Source organism: Kitasatospora setae KM-6054 (assembly GCF_000269985.1).
Taxonomy (GTDB): Bacteria; Actinomycetota; Actinomycetes; order Streptomycetales; family Streptomycetaceae; genus Kitasatospora; species Kitasatospora setae.
The window spans coordinates 498,600-522,868 of record NC_016109.1 but is presented as its reverse complement, the minus strand read 5'-3'; the positions used below and the strand labels follow the sequence as shown (position 1 = coordinate 522,868).

Here is a 24,269-nt window from a genome sequence, read left to right as displayed (position 1 = left end):
GTCGGCACTGTTGACCAGATTGAAGTGGCCATGGCATTTTCGTCCGGCGCGGGCGTGCGCCGACCGGTCGTACGCTCGCAATCCCCCACAAGGAGAGCCATGTTCAAGAGACTCGCCGCCAGGAGGTCCGCCGCCGCACTCGGCGCGGGCGCGGTCGTCGCGGGCGCCCTGACCCTCGGTGCCACCCCCGCGCAGGCCGTCCAGGCAGGTGACCTGACCTCCACCATCGCGCTGAGCAACTGCTCCGCCTCGCTGGTCCGCTACCCGAGCTCGGTCGACACCGACCGGGCCATGATGCTCACCAACGGCCACTGCCTGCCGACCATGCCGACGGCCGGCCAGGTCATCCAGAACACCAGCGCCAGCCGCAGCGGCACCCTGCTGGACTCCGCCGGGAACTCGCTCGGCACCGTCCAGGCCGACAAGGTGCTGTACGCGACGATGACCGGCACCGACGTCGCGCTCTACCAGCTCACCGACACCTTCGCGGCCGTCACCTCCAAGTACGGCGCGACCGCGCTGACCATCAGCGACACCCACCCGGTCGACGGCTCCGCCATGTACATACCCTCCTCGTACTGGAAGCAGGTCTGGAACTGCTCCGTCAACGGGTTCGTCGGAACCCTGCGCGAGGACCAGTGGACCTGGCGCGACTCGCTGCGCTACAGCGCGGGCTGCAACACCACGCACGGCACCTCCGGGTCGCCGATCGTCGACGCGGCCAGCCGCAAGGTCGTCGGCATCAACAACACCGGCAACGACGACGGCGCCATGTGCACCCTCAACAACCCGTGCGAGGTCGCCGCGGACGGCACCACGACCGCCACCAAGGGCCAGAGCTACGGCGAGCAGACCTACTGGTTCACCACCTGCCTGGGCACCGGCCGGGTCATCGACCTGAACGTCAGCGGCTGCCTGCTGACCAAGCCGGCCGGCACCGCCGTCACCGTCACCAGCCCCGGCAACCAGTCGACCGCGCTGAACGGCGCCGCCAGCCTGCAGATCCAGGCCAGCGGCGGCACCGCGCCGCTCGGCTACACCGCCACCGGGCTGCCCACCGGCCTGTCGATCAACGCCTCCACCGGCCTGATCAGCGGCACCGCCACCGCCGCCGGCACCTACAACGTCACCGTCACCGCCAAGGACGCCGCCAACAAGACCGGCACCGCCTCCTTCACCTGGACCGTCACCAGCGGCGGCGGCACCGGCTGCACCTCGGCCCAGCTGCTCGGCAACCCCGGCTTCGAGACCGGAACCGCCAGCCCCTGGACCGCCTCCTCCGGCGCGGTCGACAACTCCTCCGGCCAGGCCGCGCACGGCGGCACCTGGAAGGCCTGGCTGGACGGCTACGGCTCCGCCCACACCGACAGCCTCTCGCAGACCGTCACCATCCCGGCCGGCTGCAAGGCCACCCTCAGCTACTGGCTGCACATCGACACCGCCGAGACCGGCAGCACCGTCTACGACAAGCTCACCGTCACCGTCAACGGCACCACGGTCGCCACCCACTCCAACGTCAACGCGGCCACCGGCTACACCCAGAAGAGCGTCGACCTGTCGGCCTACGCCGGGCAGAGCGTCACGGTGAAGTTCAACGCGGTCGAGGACGCCTCGCTGCAGACCTCCTTCGTGATCGACGACACCGCCGTCCAGACCAGCTGACCCACCCCGCCCCCGCTGCGGTGCGGCCGTCGACGGACGCCCCGCAGCGGGGGCGCCGGTGGCTCCGGCCCGCCGCGCTCAGGCCGGGGCCAGGCCGAGCGCGGTGCGGCTCTCGCCCACCAGCCGGAGCGAGCCGAACACCACGATCAGCCCGCCGGGGCCCACCAGTTCGGCGGCCCGGCGCAGCGCGCTGGCGGTGTCGGGCGCGGTGTGGACGCGGTCCCGCCGGGCGGCGGGCAGCCGGGTGCGCAGGGCGTCGGGCTCGGCGGCGTCGGGGGAGCCGGTCCGGGTCAGGACCAGCGGCCACGGCGCGGGCAGCGGGGCGAGCATCTCCGGGACGTCCTTGTCGCGCATCGCGGCGAAGACGACGGCGGTCGACGGGGCGTCGGCCCCGGCGCGGGTGTCGGCGCCGCGAGCGGCGCCGGGGGCCGCCGTGGCGAGGCGTTCGATCTCGGGCATCACGGTGGCCACCCCCTGCGGGTTGGTGGCGCCGTCCAGCAGCACCCGGCCGCGCCAGCCGTCCAGCCGGGCGTCGGTGAGCAGTTCGAGGCGGCCGGGCCAGCGGGTGGCGGCCAGGGCCGGGCGCAGCAGCCGGTCGGACGGCAGGTCGGCGTGGCCGCGGTCGGCGAGCGCGGCGGCGGTGGCCAGGCCGAGGGCCAGGTTGTGGTGCTGGTGGACGCCGGGCAGCGGGCAGGGCAGGGCGCGGTGCTCACCGAGCGGCGTGCTGACGTCCAGGGCCCCGTCGGGCCGGTCGGCGTACCGGATCTCCCGGTCGACCTGCCAGCAGGTCAGGCCGCTGCGCTCGGCCAGCACCTCCCCGACGCCGGCCTGCGCCTGCGGGTCCAGCCGCCCCAGCACGAGGTGCTCGCCGTCGCGCACCGCACTGGCCTTGGCGGCGGCGATCCGGCCCAGCGTGTCGCCGAGGACGCCGGCGTGGTCCAGGCCGACGCCGGTGACCACCTTGACGTCGAGGTCCAGGAAGCGGACCGCCGCGCCGCGTCCCCCGATGCTCGCCTCGGCCACCACCCGGGTCACACCGGCCTGGCGGAAGTGCGCGGCGGCGACCGCGGCGCACATCGCACCGGCGCCCACCGGCAGCCCGTGCTCGCCGATCACCGCCAGCACCTCGCGGTAGGCCGCCGCGTACGCGTCCCGGCCGATCGGCCGCCCGTCGACCCGGATCCGCTCCCGCGGCTCCTGCAGGTGCGGGCTCGGCATGCTGCCGATCCGCTCCCCGGCCGCGGACAGCGCCGAGACCGCGAAGGCGGCCGTGGAGCCCTTCCCGTTGGTGCCGATCACCATCGCCCCGCGCAGCCCGTCCTGCGGGCGGCCGAGCGCGTCGAGCAGCCCGGGGAGGTTCCGGCGTCTCGCCACCCGCTCGGCGGGAGCGAGTGCGTACAGTCCGGCGAGGTGCTCCGCACACTGCTGGTAATCCACGGCCCCATGCTCTCACCGCCCCCGCCCGAGCGGGGCGGCAACGGCCGTGATCCTCCGAACGGATGAGCCCCGCGAGCGCGGGAGCGGGTACGGGAGCGGGCGTCCGGGCTCAGCAGACGACGTAGGCGGGCACGCCGGTGCGGACCGCGTCCAGGGCGGCGCGGGTGAGCCGGGCGCGGCGGGGGTCGGTACGGGCGGCCAGTTCGTCGCGGGCCAGCAGGACGACCTCGGTGTGCTCGGCCGGATCGAGCCGGATCGCGGCCAGCCGTTCGGCGGACAACTCGCCGCCGTGGAAAGCGAATCCGACCTTCGCCGGCCAGCCGCCCCGCGGCTGCTCGAACACGGTGGCCAGCAGCGGCAGCCGCTCCGGGTCGGGCTCCAGGAGGATGCCGGTCTCCTCCCAGCACTCGCGCACCGCGGTGTGCAGCGGGCTCGGATCGCCGAACTCCACGTCCCCGCCCGCCCATTGCAGACCCTTGGCCGGGTCGGTGGCGCGCAGCAGCACGGCCGCGCCGCCCTCGGCGGTGAAGAAGACCGAGCCCCACATCGGCGCTGCGGGGATCGTCGGCAGGTACACGGGCAGCGGCCGGTGCCCGGGCAGCACGGGCGGCGGCGCGCTGTGCCGGCGGATCAGCTCCGCCTCGTGGGCGGCGACCGGCCGCGGCAACCCGGCGGGCAGGACCCAGCGGTACGCGTCGTGTTCGGGCGACAGCCGCACCTCCCGAGGGCGGTCCAGCTGGGCGGCGACCACGAAGGCGCGGGTGACGGCGCCCCGGGTGTTCGGATAGTCGGCGTGCCCGAGGCGGGCGGTGACCCGGACCCCGGTGAGGCCGGTCTCCTCGCCCAACTCGCGCAGCCCGGCCGCGACGACGTCCTCGCCCGGCTCCGTCCCACCGCCCGGCAGCTCCCACCGCCCGCCCTGCGGCGCGCCGGCCGTCCGACGCAGCAGCAGGACCCGGCCGGCCGGGTCGGTGAGCAGGACACGGGTGGAGGTGCGTTCGACCCCGTCCGCCCTGGCCCGGGAGAACGGATCGAACAGCGGGTCGGTCTCGACGGTCAAGTGGCGCTCCGGGTGAGGGTGATCGGACAGGCCGGTTCCGGGTCAGTAAAGCCGAGAGCACGCCGCCACCGCTCGCCATTACCGGCGCGCGCACTCCGTCGGACAGGCCCCCGTCCCGTTCCGGGAGACGGGAGACGGGCCGCTCGCCGCCGTGCTACCCGGACCGGTCGCCCGGTGCGACCAGCCCCGTCTCGTAGGCCACGACGACGGCCTGGGCGCGGTCGCGCAGGCCGAGCTTGGCGAAGATCCGGGCCACGTGCGTCTTCACCGTCGCCTCGCTGAGGGTCAGTTCACCGGCCAGCTCGGTGGTGGACAGGCCGCGGCCGAGCAGGGCCAGCACCTCCAGTTCGCGCGGGGTCAGTGCGGTGAGGTCGCGGTGGACGGCCGGGGCGCCGGGGTCCCGGCCGGGTTCCGGACCGCCGGCCGGACCGCGCAGGGCGGCCGCGTGCGGCTGCTGCCACACCGGCACCGACCGCTCCCGCCGGGCCGGGTCGATGATCGCCGACACGGCGGTCGCGGCGGCGAACGGGCCCGGACGGCAGGCCGCCCGGGGCGCCGCGAAGCGCGAAGAGGGAAGAGGGTGGCGGTGCCGGAGCGGGCGTAGTCGTGGCTGCGGCGCTGTCGATGAACAGGGGGTCGGTGCTGAGCTCGAAGGTCTCGGCGCGGTGCGGGGCGAGGGCGAACGCGCGCCAGATCGGCGAGATCGCGGACTGGGACATGCCGGTGGCGGCGGCCATGGAGCGGGTCGACCAGTGGGTGGCGTTCTTGGGCTTCTCCTCACCGTCCGCTCAGCCCGCGCGCCTGCACCCCGTCCCCGATCCCCTCCCCGGCTCGGGCGATCCGGGCCGCCAGGAAGGCGAACGCCAGGGCCAGCACGGCCTGCACGGTCACGGCGACGGCGAAACCGCGGGACAGCCCGCCACCGGCACCGCCGCCGCCCGCCGTCGCGGTGGCCACGGCGTGGAAGAGCCCGCCCAGGAGCGCCACACCCAGGCCGAGGCCGAGTTGCTGCAGCGTGGTGAAGAGCCCGCCGGCGACGCCCGCCGCCCAGGTCGGGGTGCGCGACAGGACCGTGCGCAGGACCGGGCCGTACATCAGGGCCTGGGTGACGCCGAGCAGCACCAGCAACGGCTGCAGGGCCGCCGGGGCCCCGTCGCGGGTGCCGTCCACGGCGAGGGCGAGCCCCAGGAGCACGGCCGCCTGCCCGACGGCCGCGCCCGTCGTCGTCCAGCGCCCGGTGCGGCGTTCCACGGCCGGCAGGACGAGAGCGGTGACGACGAACGCCGCGCCGAAACCGAGCAACAGCAGGACGGTGCCCCAGGCGTCCACGCCGAACGCGCTCTGGGCGAGCGCCGAGAACTCGTACAGGAAGGCCCCGTAGCCGACGAAGAACAGCAGCGTCATCACCAGGCCCCGGCGCACGGCCGGCGTGCGCAGCACGCTCGGCGGCACGACGGGCAGTTCGCCGCGGCGTTCGGCGGCGCGCTGCGAGCGGGCGAAGACGGCGAGCACCGCGGCGCCCGCGGCCAGCATCACGGACACCGGGGCCGGGCCGCCCGCGGAGGTGCCGAGGGTCAGCGGTACCACGACGAGGAGCAGGCCGGTGCCGAGCAGCGCGGCCCCGCGCAGGTCGAGCGCCAGCGGGGCCGTCGAGCGCGACTCGGGCACGGTGCGCAGGGCGACCAGCGCCGCCGCGCCCAGCGCCCCGGTGAGCACCTGGACCAGCCGCCAGCCCCAGTGCTCGCCGGCCGCCTGCGCCACCGCGCCCGCCAGGAGCTGGCCGGTGACGGTGGCGATGCCGCTGACGGCGGCGAACAGCGTGACGCCCAGCGCCCGCAGCCGCCCGGGCGCCGTGGACTGGATGGTGGACAGCACCTGCGGGGTGAACAGCCCGGCGGCGGCACCCAGCACGGCGCGCAGCACCACCAGGACGACGAGGTCCGGCGCGAGCGCGGCCAGTACCGAGGCCGCGCCGAACGCGCCGACCCCGGCCGCGAGCAGCCGGCGCCGCCCGAACCGGTCGCCCAGACGCCCCGCGACGACGAGCGTCGCGGCGAACGCGGTGGTGTACGCGGACAGCACGAGCTGCCCGCCCGACACGCCCACCCCGAGGTCCGCGGTGATCGCGGGTTCGAGCAGGTTGACCGACCCGAACGTCATGTTCACGGGCAGGTAGGCGAGCAGCAGGACGGCGAGGCCGCCGCCGGTGAGGGCGCGCGCCGGGCGCGGCACCACGGGACGGGTCAGGGAAACGGTCTGTGCGGTCATGGCCACGACCCTGCGCCCCGCGTCATCCTGGTACCAGGAGCCTGCCGATACGGGTACCGGCGCCACCTGGATCCACCCGCCGCGAGCCGCGACACTGGTGCGGTGACCTCCTCGACATCCGACCGCAGCGCCCTCGGCGCCTTCCTGCGCGCCCGCCGCGCCCGCCTCACCCCCGGCGACGTGGGCCTGCCCGCGGCCGGCCGCCGCCGCACACCCGGCCTGCGGCGCGAGGAGGTCGCGCAGCTCGCCGGCGTCGGGGTCACCTGGTACACCTGGCTCGAACAGGGCCGGGCCAAGAACGCGTCCGACCAGGTCCTGGACGCGGTCGCGCGCGTCCTGCGCCTGGACCCCGCCGAGCACCGGCACCTGATGGTGCTCGCGGGCCGCGGCGCGGCCACCGAACCGGGACCGCCGGTGGACCTGCGCCCCGAACAGACCGCCCTGCTGGCCAAACTGCTGCCGTACCCGGCCGCCGTGCAGACCGACTGCTACGACCTGGTCGCGGCCAACCGCACCTACCGCTACCTGTTCGCCGACCTGGACGCGTACCCGGTCGAGGAACGCAACTGCGCCTGGCTGATGTTCACCGAACCGAGCTGGCGCAACAGCCTGCTCGACGAGGACACCGTCCTGCGCGAGATCACCGCGAAGCTCCGCACCCGCCAGCCCGAACACCGCGACGACCCCCGCTGGAACGCCCTGATCACCCGGCTGCGCCAGGAGTCGCCGGACTTCGTGCGGCACTGGGAGTCGTACGAGGTCGTGGGCGACCGCACCCAGCTGCGCCGCTACCAGTCACCGCGCGTCGGCACCCTCGACGTCCAGTTCCAGAGCCTGTGGCTGGACCGGGCCCGGGACGCCCGGATCGTCGTCATGACGCCCACCGACACCGCCACCGCCCAACGCCTGGAACGCCTCGACTCCCTGGTCGGCGCCGCTCCGGCCTGGACCTCCCGCGACGACTCCGCCGACAGGGCTGCCACCGGCGCCTGACCCCACCGCCCCGAGTCCCGTCCCCCGCCCTCGGCCCGGTCGGCTCCGCGGGACACTTCGGCATCACCGATGATCATCACCTCCGGGTGCGCGGTCTTGCGCTCGTAGCCCTCGTGCACCGCGGCCCAGCCGATCAGGCCGGCGTCGACGACATCGAGGTAGCCGCCGTCGACCCAGCCCAGGCCGCCCCGCGGAAACTCCTCCCCGAGCCCTTCCGGGACCAGCTTCCCCTCGGCCCGGTCCTGGACGGATCTGCTGCACCAAGTGCCGAGCCCAGCGCGACTGGCTGCCGACCAGCTGCCGCCGGCACGTGTGGATCCACTGCCGCTACGGACACAAGCGGCTGGAACCCGAGATCACCCGCGCCGACCTCGACGCGATGACCACCGACCCGACCTGGACGCACTACCCGACCGTCCGCGAAGGCGAGATCGCACGCGGGTTCGACTGGCGCCGGCCTCCGGGGTTTCCTGTCCCGACCTGGAATCGGCAGCCTTCGAGGCGATGCTGGAGGCGGATCACCTGCTTCACCCGGTGGCCGACGAGGCAGCCGGCCACGTGTCGCAGCGGTCCCCGGGAATCGCCGGCCGGCGCTGTGGTCCTCGGTGCTCGTGGTTACGAGGGCCAGCCGCCGTACGGCACGGTGATGAGTTCCATGGCGTGGCCCGCCGGGTCCATGAAGTACACGCCGCGACCACCGTCGTTGTGGTTGACCGTGCCGGGCTGCTGCCGCCGGGGGTCGGCGTAGTGCTCCACGCCGCGCTGTTCGATCCGCGCGTACGCCGCGTCGAACTCCTCCTCGGAGACCAGGAAGGCGTAGTGCTGGGGGGTGATGCTGTCCGCGGGGACGGCGGCGAAGTCCAGCGTGACGCCGTTACCCAGGGCGACCGCGATGAACGGGCCCCACTCGGCGGTGATCTCGAGGTTCAGCAGGTCCGCGAAGAACTCAGCGGACTCCCGGTTGTCCCGGGCGTGGACGATCGTGTGGTTCAGGTCGACTGACAAGGAATGCCTCCGAAGGCATGTCCCGACACCTCCATGTCTCACCCAGCCGGTGACCGACACGCGATGCTGCCGTGGACCCTAGCCTTGATCCATTCCGTGGGTCAACAGCAGCCGGTCGACCAGTCCGTCGACGTACTCCGGGGCGAGCGGGACCATGCCGAACAGGACCCGGACGTACATCGGGGCCAGGACGTGGTCCAGCAGCTCGAGCACGTCGGGCGCGTCCTCGCCGCGTTCGCGGGCCCGGTCGAGGACGGACTGCAGTTGCCGGGTGCGCTCGGCGCGGAGCTCCTGGCCCGCCCGCACGCCCTGCTCGCCGCTGCCGGACAGGGCGATGGCCAGGTGCAGCACCGCCGGGCCGTCGGGTCCGGTGATCTCGCGGGCCACCTGGGCCGCGTAGGTGCGCAGGTCGCCGGCCAGCGTCCCGGTGTCGGGCATCGGTGACCGCGCGTTGAGGCGGGTGAGCGCCACGTCGGTGAGCAGGGCCTCCAGGCTTCCCCACCGGCGGTAGATGCTGCTGTCCGCCACGCCCGCGCGGGCCGCGACCTCGCCGACGGTGAAGTTCCCGTAGCCGCGCTCGCCGATCAGCTCGGTGACGGCCTGGTGCACCTGGGCACCGACGCGGGCGCTGCGCCCGCCGGGGCGCCGGGCTTGCTGTCGCTCGTTCACCCCGCCACCTTAACGCAGTCGTTGGTTGCTTTTGCGGCGCGGGCGCCCTAGGGTCCTCTAACGCAGCCACTGACTGCTTTAGTCAGCCGGGATGCACCGGCGCCCGCGTCGCATCCGGCCGGATGCGGGCAACGATCGAAAGGAGGACCCTTGACGGAAGCGCGTGCGAACACGAACAGGCGACCGAACCGGGCCGCGCTGCTCACGGTGACTTGCCTGGGCCAGTTCATGGTCCTGCTCGACAACACGGTCGTCGGAGCGGCGCTGCCCGACATGCAGCAACGGCTGCACACCCAGCTGACCGGTCTGCAGTGGATCGTCGACGCGTACGTCCTGCTGGTCGCCATGCTGCTGCTGTCCGGCGGCGTCTTCGTCGACCGGTTCGGCCGCAAGCGGGTGTACCTGATCGGCGTGGCGGTGTTCACCGCCGCCTCCGTACTGTGCAGCCTCGCGCCCTCGCTCGGCTGGCTGGTCGCCGGCCGAGTCCTCCAGGGTGCCGGGGCCGCAGCCCTGAGCCCTGCCTCGCTGGTCCTGCTCGTCTCCGCCCACCCCGTGCCGCAGGAGCGGATCAGAGCGATCGGGCTGTGGGCCGGCCTCAGCGGCATCGGCCTGGCCGTGGGCCCGGTGGCCGGCGGCGTGCTGACGGACACCTTCGGCTGGCCCGCGATCTTCCTGGTCAACCTGCCCGTCGGCGTGGTCCTCCTGCTGGTCGGCCTGCGCCACCTCGACGAGTCCCGCAACCCGGGTGCCCCCGCGATCGACGTTCCCGGCACGGTGCTCTCCGCGCTGGGCGTGGGGGCGCTGACCTACGGGCTGATCGAGGGCGGTGCCCGTGGCTGGCTGTCGCCGACGGTCCCGGGGAGCTTCGCCGCCGCGGCGGTCCTCCTCGCCGCCTTCGTCACCGTCGAGGCGCGCGCTTCCGCTCCGATGCTGCCGCTGCGGCTGTTCCGGCAACGGCTGTTCACCGTGTCCAACACCGCGATGGGCGTGGTGGGGTTCGCGCTCATGGGCTCGACGTTCTTCTTCTCCCAGTTCTTCGTGTCGGTCCAGGGCAGCTCGGTCCTGCACGCCGGCCTGCAGACCCTGCCCACCACCCTCGCCATGGTGCTGGTCAGCCCGTACGCGGGCCGGCTCGCCGCCCGGTACGGCTTCCGCGCCGTGGTCACCACCGGCCTTGCCCTGGCGGGCCCGGGACTGCTGGCGCTCGGCACGGTGCACGCCGACACCGGTTACGGGAACGTGTGGTGGCGGCTGGCAGTCGTCGGCATCGGCTTCGGCCTGACCCTGTCCCCGTTGACCGGAGCTGCCGTCCAATCGGTCAGCCCCCAGGAGGGCGGCCTCGCGTCGGGCATCAGCAGCACCACCCGGCAGATCGGCGCGGTACTCGGCGTGGCACTGCTCGGAGCCGTCGTCCGCACCCGGCAGTCCGGCGGCGCCTCCTTCGAGACCTGCCTCGACGACGCCTTCCTCGCCGCCGGCGCCGTCACCACGACCAGCGCCGTGCTCACCGGTCTGTGGCTGACCAGGTCCAAACCCGCGGAGCCCGGACCCGCGGCCCCGCAGCACTTCGCCGATCCCCGCCCCGACACGCTCACCGCCTCGAACGAGGCGTCAGCCGGCACCCCGACCTAGTACTGCAACAGTGCTTACCCTGACGAGGCTTCAGCTCTTGGGCTGTGGCCTCGTCTCTTGTAATGGCTGGTCCGGGCCTGTTGTTGGCGTCTGCGGCGCCATCGGGACCAGTGCAGGACGTGGCCTATGCTGCGGCGGACAGGCCGGGTGAGCTGCGTGATCAGCCGGCGGATCTCGGGGAGGGTGAGGGGTACCAGGTCTGGCGTTCGAGCGGGTCCGGCCCCTTTTCGAGCTGCTGGGCCCGCACGACGGTGAGGTAGGCGTGGGCGGCCATGGCCAGGGTGATGTGCCGGTACCAGCCCGGGTGGCGGCGGACCTGGTAGTCGTCGAGGCCGCACTGGCCTTTCGCGGTCTGGAAGCACTCCTCGATCGCCCAACGGGCGCCCGCGACGGCGATCAACTCGTTGAGTGTGGCCTCGGCCGGCGCGTAGGCGATGTAGTAGGCGACCTTCGTGGGATCGCTGATGCTGCGGCGGGCCAGGACCCAGTGCCTGCGGTCAGGACGGTGCCAGGGGCGGACCTCCACGCGAGCCCAGTCGTAGATCCGCAGGCCGTGGGCGCCCTCGCCGCAGGAGCGGCGCTTCCACCTCTGCCGGGGCAGGTCGGCGACCAGGTCGTGCAGCCGATGGTCCATGGCCTGCCAGGTGACGACGGTGTCGTGGCTGGTGGTGGCCATGACGTGGAAGACGTCGGCCTGCTCGAGTTCGTAGCGCCAGCCCTTGCTGTAGCCGTAGCCGGCATCCGCGGTCACCCAGCGGAACGGGATCTTGTCGTCGATCGCGCGGCGGACCATCGCCCGTGCGAGCTGGACCTTGGTGGCGAACTCGACCTCGTCGCCGATCCCGGCCGTTCGGCAGCGCACGCGGTCGTCGGTCCAGGACTTCGGCAGGTAGAGCGCCCGGTCGATCAACGTCCGGCCCAGCTCGCTGGAGTAGGCGAGGAAGACTCCGACCTGGCAGTTCTCGGTCCGCCCCGCGGTGCCGGAGTACTGCCGCTGGACGCCGGCTGACCGCACGCCCTTCTTCAGGAAGCCGGTGTCGTCCACGATCAGCACGCCGCAGGGATCCGCCAGGTGCTCGACGACGTACTCGCGCACGTCGTCGAGCACCCCGTCCGCGTCCCAGTCGATGCGGTTCAGCAGCCTCTGGATCCGGTCCGGCCCGCCATGGCCGGCCTCCTCCGCCACCGTCCAGCCGTTCTTGCGCTCCAACGGCGCCAGCAGGCCCCGCATGTAGGCCAGTGCCGACTCGCGCGACTCGCTCCGCGCGAACCGGTGAGCAAACCGCTCGTGCAGGTCGGCCAGCCCGTCCGACCAGCGACGAGCATCGACCTCGGATATGTCTCCACCCATGAACCGCCCAACGAGCGAACCCAACAACCGTCACGGTAAGCACCGTTGCAGTACTAGGAAGTGTCGTCAAAGGGTCAGGCCCACATGAGGAGTGAGGCGAGGGTGGCTGCGGCTTGGTAGGACACGGCGGTCTTGTCGTACCTGCTGGCGAGGCCTCGCCACTGCTTCAGGTGGTTGAAGCAGCGTTCGACGACGTTGCGGTGCTTGTAAAGCCGGCGGTTGAACGCGGTTGGGCGACCGCCACGGCTGCCGCGCCGCAGGCGGTTGGCGATCTGGTCGGCTCGCTCGGGGATGGTGTGGCCGATGCCGTGCTGTCGCAGCCAGGTTCGGATCGCCTTGGAGCTGTAGCCCTTGTCGCCCAGGACGTGGTCGGGACGGGTTCGGGGCCGTCCTGGTCCGATCCGGGGCACTCGTATCGCGTTCATGACGGCGGTGAACTGGGTGCAGTCGTTGGTGTTCCCGCCGGTCAGGACCATGGCCAGTGGTCGGCCGAGGGCGTCGACGGCCAGGTGGAGTTTGCTGGTCAGCCCGCCCCGGGAGCGGCCGAGCGCCTGGTTTCGGGTCCCCCTTTTCGCGCGCCGGCGGCGCTCTGGTGGGCCCGCACGACGGTGGAGTCGACCGACACGAGCCAGTCGATGTCGCCGGCCGCGTCCGCCTTCGCCCGCGCGGCCCGCAGCATCCGGTCGAAGGTTCCGTCCTCGGCCCAGCGCCGAAAGCGGGTGTGCAGGGTGGCCCAAGACCCGTATCGCGATGGCACATCCCGCCAGGCCACCCCGGTCCGGAACTTCCACACGATCCCGTTCAGTACCGTTCGGTCGTCCAGGCGTGGGCGACCTGTGCCGGGCCTGGGAAGCAGCGGCTCCACCAGACCCCACTCGGCATCGGAAAGTTCATGGCGACGTATCACCTCACCATGATCCATTACCCAAGATCACTTTGACGACACTGCCTAGTACTGCAACGGTGCTTACCGTGACGGTTGTTGGGTTCGCTCGTTGGGCGGTTCATGGGTGGAGACATATCCGAGGTCGATGCTCGTCGCTGGTCGGACGGGCTGGCCGACCTGCACGAGCGGTTTGCTCACCGGTTCGCGCGGAGCGAGTCGCGCGAGTCGGCACTGGCCTACATGCGGGGCCTGCTGGCGCCGTTGGAGCGCAAGAACGGCTGGACGGTGGCGGAGGAGGCCGGCCATGGCGGGCCGGACCGGATCCAGAGGCTGCTGAACCGCATCGACTGGGACGCGGACGGGGTGCTCGACGACGTGCGCGAGTACGTCGTCGAGCACCTGGCGGATCCCTGCGGCGTGCTGATCGTGGACGACACCGGCTTCCTGAAGAAGGGCGTGCGGTCAGCCGGCGTCCAGCGGCAGTACTCCGGCACCGCGGGGCGGACCGAGAACTGCCAGGTCGGAGTCTTCCTCGCCTACTCCAGCGAGCTGGGCCGGACGTTGATCGACCGGGCGCTCTACCTGCCGAAGTCCTGGACCGACGACCGCGTGCGCTGCCGAACGGCCGGGATCGGCGACGAGGTCGAGTTCGCCACCAAGGTCCAGCTCGCACGGGCGATGGTCCGCCGCGCGATCGACGACAAGATCCCGTTCCGCTGGGTGACCGCGGATGCCGGCTACGGCTACAGCAAGGGCTGGCGCTACGAACTCGAGCAGGCCGACGTCTTCCACGTCATGGCCACCACCAGCCACGACACCGTCGTCACCTGGCAGGCCATGGACCATCGGCTGCACGACCTGGTCGCCGACCTGCCCCGGCAGAGGTGGAAGCGCCGCTCCTGCGGCGAGGGCGCCCACGGCCTGCGGATCTACGACTGGGCTCGCGTGGAGGTCCGCCCCTGGCACCGTCCTGACCGCAGGCACTGGGTCCTGGCCCGCCGCAGCATCAGCGATCCCACGAAGGTCGCCTACTACATCGCCTACGCGCCGGCCGAGGCCACACTCAACGAGTTGATCGCCGTCGCGGGCGCCCGTTGGGCGATCGAGGAGTGCTTCCAGACCGCGAAAGGCCAGTGCGGCCTCGACGACTACCAGGTCCGCCGCCACCCGGGCTGGTACCGGCACATCACCCTGGCCATGGCCGCCCACGCCTACCTCACCGTCGTGCGGGCCCAGCAGCTCGAAAAGGGGCCGGACCCGCTCGAACGCCAGACCTGGTACCCCTCACCCTCCCCGAGATCCGCCGGCTGATCACGCAGCTCACCCGGCCTGTCCGCCGCAGCATAGGCCACGTCCTGCACTGGTCCCGATGGCGCCGCAGACGCCAACAACAGGCCCGGACCAGCCATTACAAGAGACGAGGCCACAGCCCAAGAGCTGAAGCCTCGTCAGGGTAAGCACTGTTGCAGTACTAGGGCCGAAGGCGGTCGCGGGCGATCTCGCCGAGGCTGCTCGCCGCGACCGCCGAGCGGTGGCGCATGTGCAGTTCAGTGGCGGTTTCCGCGCGCCTTGAGGGCGACGTTCGGTAGTTCCGGCGCGGGCAGGCGGTCGCCCGGGTAGCCCTGCACTTCGCCGAACCGGGTCCCCTTCTCCCAGTCGAGCCGGGCCTGGACGATCTCCTCGCCGGTGCGGCCGATGAAGTTCCACCACATGACGATGTCCTCGCCGAAGGGCGGTCCGCCGAGGAGGACGAGGCGGGCGGGGGCGGCGGAGGTGTTGGTGACGGTGAGGGTGGTGCGGCCGGGCGGGAGGTGGCCGAGGTCGGCGGAGTGCAGGGGGGTGTCGGCGAAGAGGACGTCGCCCTGGTCGACGAGGAGGCCGTGCTCGAAGGCGGGGTCGACGTCCAGGGTGGTGGTGGCGCCGGCGGGGAGGGTCAGTTCGGCGCCGAGCAGGGGGGTGAAGGTGGGGACGGGGGAGGTGTCGCCGGCCAGGGTGCCGAGGAAGACCCGGGCCTCGCCGCCGCCGGGCAGCGGGACGGGGGAGGGTACGTGGTGGTGGAAGTCGCGGGCGGTGTGCCGGTGGGCGTCGGGGAGGGCGACCCAGAGCTGGACGCCGTGCAGGACGGTGGTGGCGGCGGTGGAGGTCTCGGAGTGCGCGATGCCCTGCCCGGCCGTCATCAGGTTGAGCTCGCCGGGGCGGACGAAGGCGTGCACGCCGAGGCTGTCGCGGTGCTCGATCTCGCCGCTGAACAGCCAGCTGACGGTCTGCAGGCCGATGTGCGGGTGCGGGGCGACATCCATGCCGCCGGTGGTGGCGACGTCGTCCGGACCGTAGTGGTCGACGAAGCACCAGGCGCCGATCAGGGTGCGCTCGCGCTGGGGGAGGGTGCGGCGGACGGTCATCGCGCGCGGGCCGCCGAGCGGGACGTCCCGCGGGGGCAGGACCTCGGCCCCGCCGGTCCGGGCGGCCGGGGCGCCCTCTACGGTGGGGGTGTTCGCGGTGGCGGCGGGGTCGGTCGTGGGGACCGGCCCGTTCTCGGTGGTGCTCATCTGGTGCTCCCTCCCGTGCCGCCGGGGCCGGCGGACACGTCCAGCAGATCGTTACATCTTCAACTATCATGGACCGGAGCGTCCGACCAACACCAGCGCGCACCACGCGCGTGCGAGGAGAGTCCAGGTGACCGAGGTGACCGAGGTGGCGACCACGACCGGCCGGGTCTACGTCGACAAGCAGACCCCGCAGGCCTTCCGGGCCATGGTGGGCACCGCCGAGGCCGTCCGGCAGGCCGCTGCCGACGCCGGGCTCGACCGCCGCCTGGTCGAGCTGGTCAACCTGCGGGTCTCGCAGCTCAACGGCTGCGCCTACTGCCTGGACGTGCACACCAAGGCCGCGCTCAAGGAGGGCGAGAGCGTGCAGCGGCTCGGCGTGCTGGCCGCCTGGCGGGACGCCGCGGTGTTCGACGCGCGCGAGCGCGCCGCCCTCGCGCTGGCCGAGGCGACCACCCACCCCGCCGACGCCGCCGCCCAGGAGGCGGCGTACGCGCAGGCCCGGGAGGTGTTCGGCGACCCGGAGATCTCGGCGGTGATCTGGGTGGCGATCGCCATCAACGCGTTCAACCGGGTGTCGATCCTGAGCAAGCACCCGGTCCGTCCGGCCCGTTGAGCGGCCGCCGGCCGAACGTCCGGGTGGCGGCGGTCTGCTGACGTGCTGTCAGCAGACGGGCCGGTGGCCCGCCGCACGGGTGGAATCGCGCGGCGCGGGCGGGCGGCGGGGCGCGCCGGGGTCGCCCGGATGGTGACCTGTGCGGAAACGTCCGCACCCCCTCGGGAGAGATGCCCGTCATGCGCCGTCCCCGCGCCCGCCGACTCGCCGTAGCCCTGCTCGCCCTGAGCACCCTCGTCCCCGCCGCCCCGGCCGCCGCCGACTCCGGCGCCCCGTTCGCCCGCCCCGCGCTGAAGCCCGCGCACCGCCCCGTGCACCCGCCGGCGGACGAGGACTGCCCGCTCGACCCCGCCCTCGCGGCCCGGCTGGACGCGGCGATCGCCGACGTCCGGGAACGCACCGGCACGCCCGGTGTGATCGTCGGACTCTGGCTGCCGGGACGCGGCACGTACGTCCACGCCGACGGCGTCGCCGACCGCGCCACCGGACAGCCGATGACCCCCAACCTGAACCTGCGGATCGGCAGCGAGACCAAGACCTTCACCGTCACCGCGGTGCTCGAACTCGTCGACCGCGGCCTGCTCGGCCTCGACGACCCGATCGGCAAGTACCTCGACGGCGTCCCCGACGGCGCGCACATCACCATCCGCCAACTCGCCGAGATGCGCAGCGGACTGTACTCGTACACCTTCGACGACGACTTCGTGCAGGCCCTGCTCACCGACCCCGAACGGCCGTTCAGCCCGCAGGAACTGCTCTCGTACGCCTTCAAGCACGACAACGTCTTCCCGCCCGGCACCGACTACCAGTACTCGAACACCAACACCGTGCTGCTCGGCCTGCTGGTCGAGAAGCTCGGCCGGATGCCGCTGCGCGACTTCATCCACCGCAACGTCACCGGGCCCGCCCGCCTGAACCACACGCTCTTCCCGCGCGCCGCCGAACTGCCCCGCCCCTACGCGCACGGCTACACCGACCAGACCCTGGACGGCTCCACCACCGACTCCACCCACTGGAACCCCTCCTGGGGCTGGGCGGCCGGCGCGATGATCTCCGACCTGCACGACCTGCACCGCTGGGCGAAGACCCTGGCCACCGGCACCCTGCTCAGCCCCGCCACCCAGGCCGAACGCGAGAAGTTCCGGCCCGTCCCCGGCTTCGGCGACGGCGCGGGCTACGGCCTCGGCCTGTTCCGGGTCGGCGGCTGGGTCGGCCACAACGGCTCCCTGCCCGGCTACGAGAGCGTCACCCTCTACCTGCCCGAACAGGACGCCACCCTGGTCGTCCTGCTGAACACCGACATCATCCACGAGGGCAGCGAACCCTCCACCCTGTTCGCCGAGGCCGTCACCTCCCTCGCCACCCCCGGCCACGTGTACGAGCTGCCCGCCGAGAAGTGACCCGTCGGCGGGCCGGCTCCGGCCCGGGCCGGCCTGTTCGGACGACACCCCGACCGGATCCGGCACCGGGCCAGGTCCGGTCGGGGGCGATCAGGGGCGATCAGGGGCGGTTGTCGGGCAGGTCGGCCGGGCGGATCCGGTACACCTGGAGGTTCAGGTCGTAGTACTTGGTGGTCTCGCCGACCCAGCGCATCCCCAGCCGCTTCGCCACCGCGTGCGCCCGGTCGTTCTTGGGCCGGGCCACCGCGAAGACCTCCTCGATGTCCTGGGTGAACACCCAGCGCAGCAGCGCCAGGCCCGCCTCCGTCGCGTAGCCCTGCCCCCAGGCCAGCGGGGAGAGCTGCCAGGTGATCTCCAGGTCCTCGTCGTACGGCGGCAGTGGACGGATCCCCAGGCCGCCGATCACCTTCCCGTCCTCGCGGCGCTCCACCGCCCACCGCCCGCGCGGCGGCAGCAGCGCGGACTGCTCCTCCACCCAGCCGCGCAGCACCGAGCGCATCGCCTCGGCGTCGACGACCTGGTCCATCACGGGCGTCAGCCAACGGGCGACGTCCGTGGAGCCGTACACGGCCAGCGCGTCGTCGGCGTCGTCCGGTGTCCAGTCCCGGACGACGAGCCGATCAGTGGTCAGGCTGATCCCCATGGGCGGGTCCTCCCTCAGTCGATTGGCGGACGTCTCCCTCCACCGGAGTGTGCGCTCCCTACCCGCCCGAGGCGACCCGGAAGCCTGATCCGCACCACCTGTCACCGGATGATCACCCACCCGTCGCCGGCCGTGCACCGAGCACCGACCGGGCGCCGGGCGCCCGGCGCCCGGCGCCCGGCGTTTGCGGGCCGGGGCCGGCTCTGGCGTCGGCGCCGGACGTGGTCGGCGGCCGGTCGGAGTCAGCGGCGGCCGGGCAGCGGGATGTGCAGGCCCTCCGGGTTCCGGCCGTGCAGGGCGAGGGCGGTGTCGACCTCCTCGGGGAGGGGGGCCAGGCCGAGCAGGGCCAGGGAGAGAGCGGCGGCGGCGCGGTGCCAGTCGCCGGCCCGCCGCATCAGGGTGTGACCGCTGCCCAGCACCCGGTAGCCGGCCACCCGCGCGCCGTCGCCCCGGGCCCGCAGCGCGAACAGGTCGGTGTCGTCGGGTGGGGTGATCTTGTCCCGGTCGCCGTGCAGCATCAGTACCGAGCGGTCCCGCAGGTGCGCGGTCGGCTCGTCCCGGGGGCACCACGGCGCCAGCGCCACCACGCCCCGCACGCAGGGGTGGGCCGCTGCCCGCAGCGCCGCCCGGCCGCCCATCGAGTGACCGATCAGCACCGTCGGCACCGGCCCCAGCCGCTCGACCAGGTCGGACAGCGCCGCTTCCGCGTCCCGGGCCGCGTCCGCGCGGTCGCCGTTCCAGCCCCGACACCGGTAGCGCACCGTGCCCACCGCCAGTGACCGCCCGTCCGCCGCCACCGCGCCGCGTCGCACCGCCTTCGCGAACGGCAGCATCCGCAGCCCCGGCAGGTTCAGGGCCGACGGCGGCGCGGCGCCGAACTCCTTGCCACCGTGCAGCACCAACACCGCCGCGTCCGGCGCCTCCGGCAACGCCCGCCAGACCAGCGACCGATGCGCCTCCGCCACCGCGCCGCCGGAGTGCACCGCCGCCCGCCCGCTCATCACACCGTCCCTGGCCGTAGTCGTTCGCCGTCACCCGGCGCGGTCGTCCACCCCAACCGTTCGGCTCCGCGCCCGGGGCTGCCCACTGTACGCGGACCCCGTGCCGGGGCGGCCCGGCCCGGGACGCGCGGGCCGGGACCGGCTCCGGCGGGGCGCGGGCGCCGGAAGGGCGGCGCACCGCGATCGCCGGTACGGGACGCTGGAGCTGACTGCTCGTAGGGTGGGAGCGTGCCCGCGGCGCGCGGCCGGGCCCTTCCGCTCGCGCGCCGATCCCGCGCACCGCGGACCCGACCGGGCCGGACCCGACCGGACCACACCGGATCGGGCCCACCCGGACCCGCTCCGCCCGGCGCAGTCCGGCCCAGTCCGGGCCGGGCCGGGTGCCCGGGACCGCGACCGACCGAAAGACAGAGCCGAGGGAGAGCCATGGCCGACGTCCACCCGCCCCGCACCGACGGCACCCCGAACGCCGACCTCGGCGTCATCGGCGGATCCGGTCTCTACGCCCTGCTCGACGACGTCACCGAAGTGCACGTCGAGACTCCCTACGGACCGCCTTCCGACGCCCTGTTCGTCGGCGAGGTGGCCGGACGGCGGGTCGCCTTCCTACCTCGGCACGGCCGGGGCCACCGACTGCCGCCGCACCGCATCAACTACCGCGCCAACGTGTGGGCCCTGCACGCACTCGGCGTCCGCCAGGTGTTCGGACCGTGCGCCGTCGGCGGCCTGCGCCCCGAGTACGGGCCCGGGACACTGCTGGTGCCCGACCAGTTCGTCGACCGCACCTCCGGACGGGCGCAGACCTACTACGACGGCCGGATCCTGCCCGACGGGTCGCTGCCCGAGGTGGTCCACATCTCCATGGCCGACCCCTACTGCCCGGACGGCCGCGCCGCCGCCCTGGCGGCCGCCCGCGACCTCGCCTGGGAGCCCGTCGACGGCGGCACCCTGGTGGTGGTCGAGGGCCCGCGCTTCTCCACCCGGGCGGAGTCGCGCTGGTTCACCGCCAACGGCTGGTCCGTGGTCGGCATGACCGGCCACCCGGAGGCCGTCCTGGCCCGCGAACTCGGCCTCTGCTACACCTCGTTGGCCCTGGTGACCGACCTGGACGCCGGCGTCGAGACCGGCGAGGGCGTCACCCACGCCGAGGTGCTGGAGGTCTTCGCCCGCAACGTCGACCGCCTGCGCACCGTCCTGTTCAAGGCCCTGGAGTCGCTGCCCGCCGCCCGCGACTGCATCTGCTCGCACGCCCTGGACGACCTGGAGACCGGCCTGCCCGGCGTATGACCCCGCTGCTCCACCCGTCGCCCGCCCCGTCCTCCCATCCGTCGTTCCAGCCGCTCGCGCCGCCCGCCTCCTCGCCGTTCCGTCCTTCCGCGTTGCCTGCGTCGTCCACGTCCACGTTCGTGTTCGTGTCGTCCACCGTTCAGATGCCCGGCCCGGGGTCCTGCCAGCAGAGCCCCCCGGGCTCGGCCGCGGGCCGGTCCTAGCGGATCCGCCCGCGCCGGCGCAGGTGGGTCGCGACCACCGTCAGCATCACCAGTACCACCGCCCAGCCGATCACCACGGCCAGCAGCAGGACCGGTTGGTTCAACACCACCGCCAGTGCCAGCAGCCCGAACGAGACGGCCAGGCAGCACGAGATCACCGCGACCACGATCCACGGACGCGCCACCAGCGTCCGTCGTAGTCGTGCCAGCCTCGCCGGCCGCATCGTGCGCAGCTCGCGCTCCAGCTCCTGATCGCTCCCCAGCTCGCTCTCGATCTGCTGGAGGATCAGTAGCTCACGCGGGGAGAGTGCGGGTCCGTCCATCAACCACCTCCGCGCCGCAAGGCAGGCACGCCCCGGCCTTCCCCGCCGGTGCGACCCTGCTCCCAGGTAGCAACACATGTGCCCGCTGGACGCCGGTTCTAACACCAGAACGCGTGCTCGACCTCCTCGATGTCCATTGGTGCTCCTGCCAGTTGACGCCCTTCCGTCCCCGACGCGTCACCGGGGCCCGGGCCCGGTTCGCCGGGGTCGGTGCTTGAAGGGACCGCCGATCCACGATCCTCCTGGCCAGGCAGCGGGTCCGGCCGGGCGGCGGTGCGGTCCGGCCGGGCGGCGGTGCGGTCCGGCCGGTCGGCCGGCCGGTTTGAGGTTGGCCGGTCAGTCGGCGGCGGGCGGTTCGGCGATCAGGGCGGTGGCTATTCGGCGGAAGCCCACGCTCTCGTAGATCCGGGCCACCGCGTCGTCGCTGGCGGAGAGGAACACCGTCCGCACTCCGGAGGTGCGGGCGTGTTCGACCAGGTGCGTGGTGACCCGGCGGGCCAGGCCCCGGCGGCGCAGGGCCGGCAGGGTGGCCACCGCGACGATCTCGCTGACCTCGCCGACCGGTTGGTGGCAGCCGGAGGCGACGGGGGATCCGTCCGGGCCGACGGCCGCGGTGAGGACCGTGCGCCCGGCCGTTATTCGTCCGGCCATCCGGGACACCGCGGCGTCCGTCCCCGGATCCTTCAGTGCCTCGACGAGCTGTTCGGGCCCGGCCGCGCCGATCCCGGTGCCGGCCTCGGCGAAGGCCAGGTGCGGGAGCGTGACGGCGCCGGCCAGCAGGGGGTCGTCGGCGCCGAGCACCCGGACCTCGGGGTCGCCGTCCGCCGCGGCCGGGGTGGTGGCCGAGGCGGTGGTGGTCGGCGGGGCGTCGAGGTCGAGCACCAGCAGTGGGTGCTCGTGCACCTTGAGACCGGCGGCTTCGACGGCGGTGCGCAGGCCCGGCGTGGTCTCGTGCACCCACTCGAAGCTCTCGGGAGCGCCGAGTTCGCGCTGGCGGGCGCGGACGCGCTCGACGTCCTCCGCCGTGAAGGTGCCGGGGCCGTTCAGCGCGGGCCGCCCGTAGTAGTGCCAGCCCTGCCCGGTGCGGACGAAGAGGGTGAAGGGGCCGTGCTCCTCGGTCGTCGCGGAGAACCGGGGAACCGCGTCGTAGTAGGTTTCGAGCCGGGCCAGGACGGCCTCCGGCCCGGAGTCGGGAGTGTTGTTGCTGTTCGTGTCGCGCATGGTGCCGTCCAGAAGGTCGCTGCGGCCTCTCGGGAGAGGTTGATCAGGCGGCATCACATCAGAGTGGTCGATCGTGTGCACGGGCTTTTTCGAACCACGCGCACCGTCCGTTCGAAGAGGAGTGCGTGGTGGCCCGTTGATGGCGAACCGTTTCTCCTCGCTGCGGATCGGTCTGCGCGCACCGGAAAACGGTCTGGCCGGCCGGGTGCCGAGTTCTCGCGGCAGCCCGACCGGCCAGCCGGATTCACCCGGGAGAGTGAACCCAGGGCGAGCGTGGAGAGACCTGAAGAGACGCGCAGGGAAGCGCAGGGAAGCGGGAGGGCAGCGCAGGCGGCCCCTACCGCCCGGCGACCTCGGCGAGCCGGGTCAGCAGCAGCTCGGCGGTCTCCGCGGGGCGCTCCAGCGGGGGCAGGTGGCCGGCCCAGGGGAGTTCGCGGTGCTCGGCGTCCGGCAGCAGGGCGGCCAGGTCGGCCGCGATCCGCCGGAAGTCGTCCAGGTCGTGCGCGCCGGAGTACACCAGGGTGGGTGCCACGGCCGCTCGCAGGTCGACCTCGACCCGGGTCGGGGAGATCTCGGTCTCGGGCGCGAGCTGCACCTCGTACGCGTTGCGCTGCATCACCCGGACCTTCGCCCGGGTCGCCTCGTCCGCGTCCGGTCCGAGCCAGGTCCGCACCATCAGCTCGACCGCCTCGTCCAGCCGGCCGGACTCGACCAGGTCGACCTCCAGGTCGTCCAGCGCCTCCAGTTCGGCGCTCGGCCGGTGGTCGGGGCTGCCGGGGCAGAACAGGGTCAGCGAGCCGACCCGGCCGGGGTGCAGGGCGGCGAACTGCAGGGCGATCCGGCCGCCGAAGGAGGAGCCGACCAGGGCGGCCCGTTCGATGCCGAGCCCGTCCAGCAGCTCCGCCAGGTCGGTCAGGTTGTCGTACGGGCGGTCCGCGCAGGGGGTCTCCCCGAAACCGCGGAAATCGCACCGCAGTACGCGGTACCCGGCCTCGCGCAGGGCGTCCCACTGCCCGTCCCACATCCGCCGGTCGCAGACGGAGGAGTGCAGCAGGACTACCGCGGGGCCGCTTCCAGCCACCTCGTGAGTGATCGTCATTCCGCCGACCGTAGAGCACGAAAACGCTTCTGACCAGGGATTTCCGCTCCGAGCGGAGCGCGACGGCAGAGCGCGGGGGCAGTGGCGGGGCAACTGCCGGAGCAGCGCGTGACGGCGGCAACCGGGCGGGAGGGTGCTCGGAGCGGTGTCGGCGGCGGGCGGCATGATGGAGGGCGTGCCCGAAGGAGACAGCATCTACCTCGTCGCCACCCAGCTGAACCGGGCCCTCTCCGGTCACCCGCTGACGGCGTCGGACTTCCGCGTCCCGGCCCACGCCACCGCCGACCTGACGGGGCGCCGGGTGCTGGAGACGGTGCCGCGCGGCAAGCACCTGCTGACCAGGTTCGAGGGCGGCGTGACGCTCCACACCCATCTGCGGATGGACGGTCGCTGGCAGACCTTCCAGCCCGGCGAGCGCTGGCGCAGCGGCCCCGCGTTCCAGATCCGGGTGGTCCTCGGCACCGGGAACGGCACCGCCGTCGGCTACCGGCTGCCGGTGGTCCAGTTGCTGCGCACCGCCGAGGAGCACCGGGTGGTCGGCCACCTCGGCCCCGACCTGCTCGGCCCGGACTGGGACGCCGCGGAGGCGCGCCGCCGGCTGCTCGCCGACCCGCGGCGCCCGCTCGGCGCGGCCCTGCTCGACCAGCACGTCCTGGCCGGGATCGGCAACGTGTACGCCAACGAACTGCCCTTCCTGGCCGGCGTCACCCCCTGGCTGCCGGTCGGTGACCTGCCGGACCCGGACGAACTGCTGGACGGCGCCCGGCAGCTGCTGGACGCCAACCGGCTGCGGCCCGGCCACGTCACCACCGGCGACCCCCGACCCGGCCACCGGAACTGGGTGTACGGCCGGGCCCGCCGCCCCTGCCTGCGCTGCGGCACGCCGATCCGCACCGCCAAGCACGACCGGGAGCGCGCCGCGTACTGGTGCCCGCGCTGCCAGCACGGCCCGGCGCCGACCGGTTGA

At 73.4% G+C, this 24,269-nt stretch carries 19 protein-coding genes and 5 pseudogenes; 9 read left to right on the top strand and 15 right to left on the bottom strand.

Annotated elements, in window-relative coordinates; genetic code table 11:
* Positions 1–30 precede the first annotated feature (30 nt).
* Positions 31–732, top strand: a pseudogene (locus KSE_RS46180) (S1 family peptidase); the annotation flags it as partial.
* A 201-nt stretch (positions 733–933) separates the two neighbouring features.
* Positions 934–1,662 (top strand): annotated as a pseudogene (locus KSE_RS42625) (putative Ig domain-containing protein); the annotation flags it as partial.
* 78 nt (positions 1,663–1,740) lie between these two features.
* Here KSE_RS42625 and KSE_RS02175 read toward each other — a convergent pair.
* The 5 genes and pseudogenes from KSE_RS02175 to KSE_RS02155 form a co-directional block, all read right to left on the bottom strand.
* Positions 1,741–3,099: a bifunctional folylpolyglutamate synthase/dihydrofolate synthase gene (locus tag KSE_RS02175; protein WP_014133617.1), complete on the bottom strand. Its 1,359-nt coding sequence runs from the start codon at positions 3,097–3,099 to the stop codon at positions 1,741–1,743.
* A gap of 109 nt (positions 3,100–3,208) precedes the next feature.
* Positions 3,209–4,159, bottom strand: a complete 951-nt coding sequence (locus KSE_RS44110; RefSeq protein WP_014133616.1) for an NUDIX hydrolase — start codon at positions 4,157–4,159, stop codon at positions 3,209–3,211.
* 154 nt (positions 4,160–4,313) lie between these two features.
* Positions 4,314–4,559, bottom strand: a pseudogene (locus KSE_RS02160) (response regulator transcription factor); the annotation flags it as partial.
* A 223-nt stretch (positions 4,560–4,782) separates the two neighbouring features.
* Positions 4,783–4,938, bottom strand: a pseudogene (locus KSE_RS44105) (IS630 family transposase); the annotation flags it as partial.
* Positions 4,937–6,427, bottom strand: a complete 1,491-nt coding sequence (locus tag KSE_RS02155; protein ID WP_014133614.1) for an MFS transporter — start codon at positions 6,425–6,427, stop codon at positions 4,937–4,939. The gene KSE_RS02155 and the pseudogene KSE_RS44105, both read right to left, overlap by 2 nt.
* A gap of 102 nt (positions 6,428–6,529) precedes the next feature.
* On the opposite strand from KSE_RS02155, the gene KSE_RS02150 reads away from it, so the two are divergent.
* Entirely contained in the window at positions 6,530–7,420 is an 891-nt protein-coding gene (locus tag KSE_RS02150; protein WP_014133613.1) for a helix-turn-helix transcriptional regulator, read from the top strand.
* Between the two features lie 615 nt (positions 7,421–8,035).
* Here the strand turns inward: KSE_RS02150 and KSE_RS02145 are convergent.
* Positions 8,036–8,425 (bottom strand): VOC family protein, encoded by a 390-nt coding sequence (locus tag KSE_RS02145; protein ID WP_014133612.1) that lies wholly within the window; start codon positions 8,423–8,425, stop codon positions 8,036–8,038.
* A 78-nt stretch (positions 8,426–8,503) separates the two neighbouring features.
* Positions 8,504–9,094, bottom strand: a complete 591-nt coding sequence (locus KSE_RS02140) for a TetR/AcrR family transcriptional regulator (protein WP_014133611.1) — start codon at positions 9,092–9,094, stop codon at positions 8,504–8,506.
* A gap of 150 nt (positions 9,095–9,244) precedes the next feature.
* On the opposite strand from KSE_RS02140, the gene KSE_RS02135 reads away from it, so the two are divergent.
* The gene (locus KSE_RS02135) at positions 9,245–10,726 is read left to right on the top strand and encodes an MFS transporter (RefSeq protein WP_014133610.1); all 1,482 of its coding nucleotides are present in this window, start codon (positions 9,245–9,247) and stop codon (positions 10,724–10,726) included.
* 160 nt (positions 10,727–10,886) lie between these two features.
* On the opposite strand, the gene KSE_RS02130 is transcribed toward KSE_RS02135, so the two are convergent.
* Positions 10,887–12,077, bottom strand: coding sequence for an IS701 family transposase (locus KSE_RS02130; RefSeq protein ID WP_014133607.1), 1,191 nt, complete (start codon positions 12,075–12,077; stop codon positions 10,887–10,889).
* A 74-nt stretch (positions 12,078–12,151) separates the two neighbouring features.
* Positions 12,152–12,981: pseudogene (locus tag KSE_RS39590) on the bottom strand (IS5 family transposase).
* Between the two features lie 102 nt (positions 12,982–13,083).
* Between KSE_RS39590 and KSE_RS02115 the strand changes: the two are divergent.
* Complete coding sequence (locus KSE_RS02115; protein ID WP_014133607.1) at positions 13,084–14,274, top strand: IS701 family transposase; 1,191 nt, start codon at positions 13,084–13,086, stop codon at positions 14,272–14,274.
* Positions 14,275–14,510: 236 nt separating this feature from the next.
* On the opposite strand, the gene KSE_RS02110 is transcribed toward KSE_RS02115, so the two are convergent.
* Complete coding sequence (locus KSE_RS02110; protein ID WP_014133606.1) at positions 14,511–15,512, bottom strand: pirin family protein; 1,002 nt, start codon at positions 15,510–15,512, stop codon at positions 14,511–14,513.
* Between the two features lie 127 nt (positions 15,513–15,639).
* On the opposite strand from KSE_RS02110, the gene KSE_RS02105 reads away from it, so the two are divergent.
* Positions 15,640–16,125: a carboxymuconolactone decarboxylase family protein gene (locus KSE_RS02105; RefSeq protein ID WP_014133605.1), complete on the top strand. Its 486-nt coding sequence runs from the start codon at positions 15,640–15,642 to the stop codon at positions 16,123–16,125.
* Between the two features lie 170 nt (positions 16,126–16,295).
* On the top strand, positions 16,296–17,525 hold the full coding sequence (locus KSE_RS02100) for a serine hydrolase domain-containing protein (protein ID WP_014133604.1): 1,230 nt from the start codon (positions 16,296–16,298) through the stop codon (positions 17,523–17,525).
* 100 nt (positions 17,526–17,625) lie between these two features.
* On the opposite strand, the gene KSE_RS02095 is transcribed toward KSE_RS02100, so the two are convergent.
* Both KSE_RS02095 and KSE_RS02090 read right to left on the bottom strand, forming a co-directional pair.
* Positions 17,626–18,168, bottom strand: coding sequence for a GNAT family N-acetyltransferase (locus tag KSE_RS02095; protein ID WP_014133603.1), 543 nt, complete (start codon positions 18,166–18,168; stop codon positions 17,626–17,628).
* A gap of 242 nt (positions 18,169–18,410) precedes the next feature.
* Entirely contained in the window at positions 18,411–19,169 is a 759-nt protein-coding gene (locus KSE_RS02090; protein ID WP_014133602.1) for an alpha/beta fold hydrolase, read from the bottom strand.
* A 426-nt stretch (positions 19,170–19,595) separates the two neighbouring features.
* On the opposite strand from KSE_RS02090, the gene KSE_RS02085 reads away from it, so the two are divergent.
* Positions 19,596–20,456, top strand: coding sequence for an S-methyl-5'-thioadenosine phosphorylase (locus KSE_RS02085; protein WP_014133601.1), 861 nt, complete (start codon positions 19,596–19,598; stop codon positions 20,454–20,456).
* Positions 20,457–20,655: 199 nt separating this feature from the next.
* Here the strand turns inward: KSE_RS02085 and KSE_RS02080 are convergent, their stop codons facing one another.
* From KSE_RS02080 to KSE_RS02070, 3 genes are all read right to left on the bottom strand, one after another.
* Positions 20,656–20,982 (bottom strand): hypothetical protein, encoded by a 327-nt coding sequence (locus tag KSE_RS02080; protein ID WP_014133600.1) that lies wholly within the window; start codon positions 20,980–20,982, stop codon positions 20,656–20,658.
* 336 nt (positions 20,983–21,318) lie between these two features.
* A complete protein-coding gene (locus KSE_RS02075; RefSeq protein WP_014133599.1) occupies positions 21,319–22,203 on the bottom strand; it encodes a GNAT family N-acetyltransferase in 885 nt (294 codons plus the stop codon).
* A gap of 337 nt (positions 22,204–22,540) precedes the next feature.
* Positions 22,541–23,302 carry an alpha/beta fold hydrolase gene (locus KSE_RS02070; RefSeq protein ID WP_014133598.1) on the bottom strand — a complete coding sequence of 254 codons (762 nt, stop codon included), beginning with the start codon at positions 23,300–23,302 and terminating at the stop codon, positions 22,541–22,543.
* 175 nt (positions 23,303–23,477) lie between these two features.
* Between KSE_RS02070 and KSE_RS02065 the strand changes: the two genes are divergently transcribed.
* Positions 23,478–24,269 (top strand): Fpg/Nei family DNA glycosylase, encoded by a 792-nt coding sequence (locus KSE_RS02065; protein ID WP_014133597.1) that lies wholly within the window; start codon positions 23,478–23,480, stop codon positions 24,267–24,269.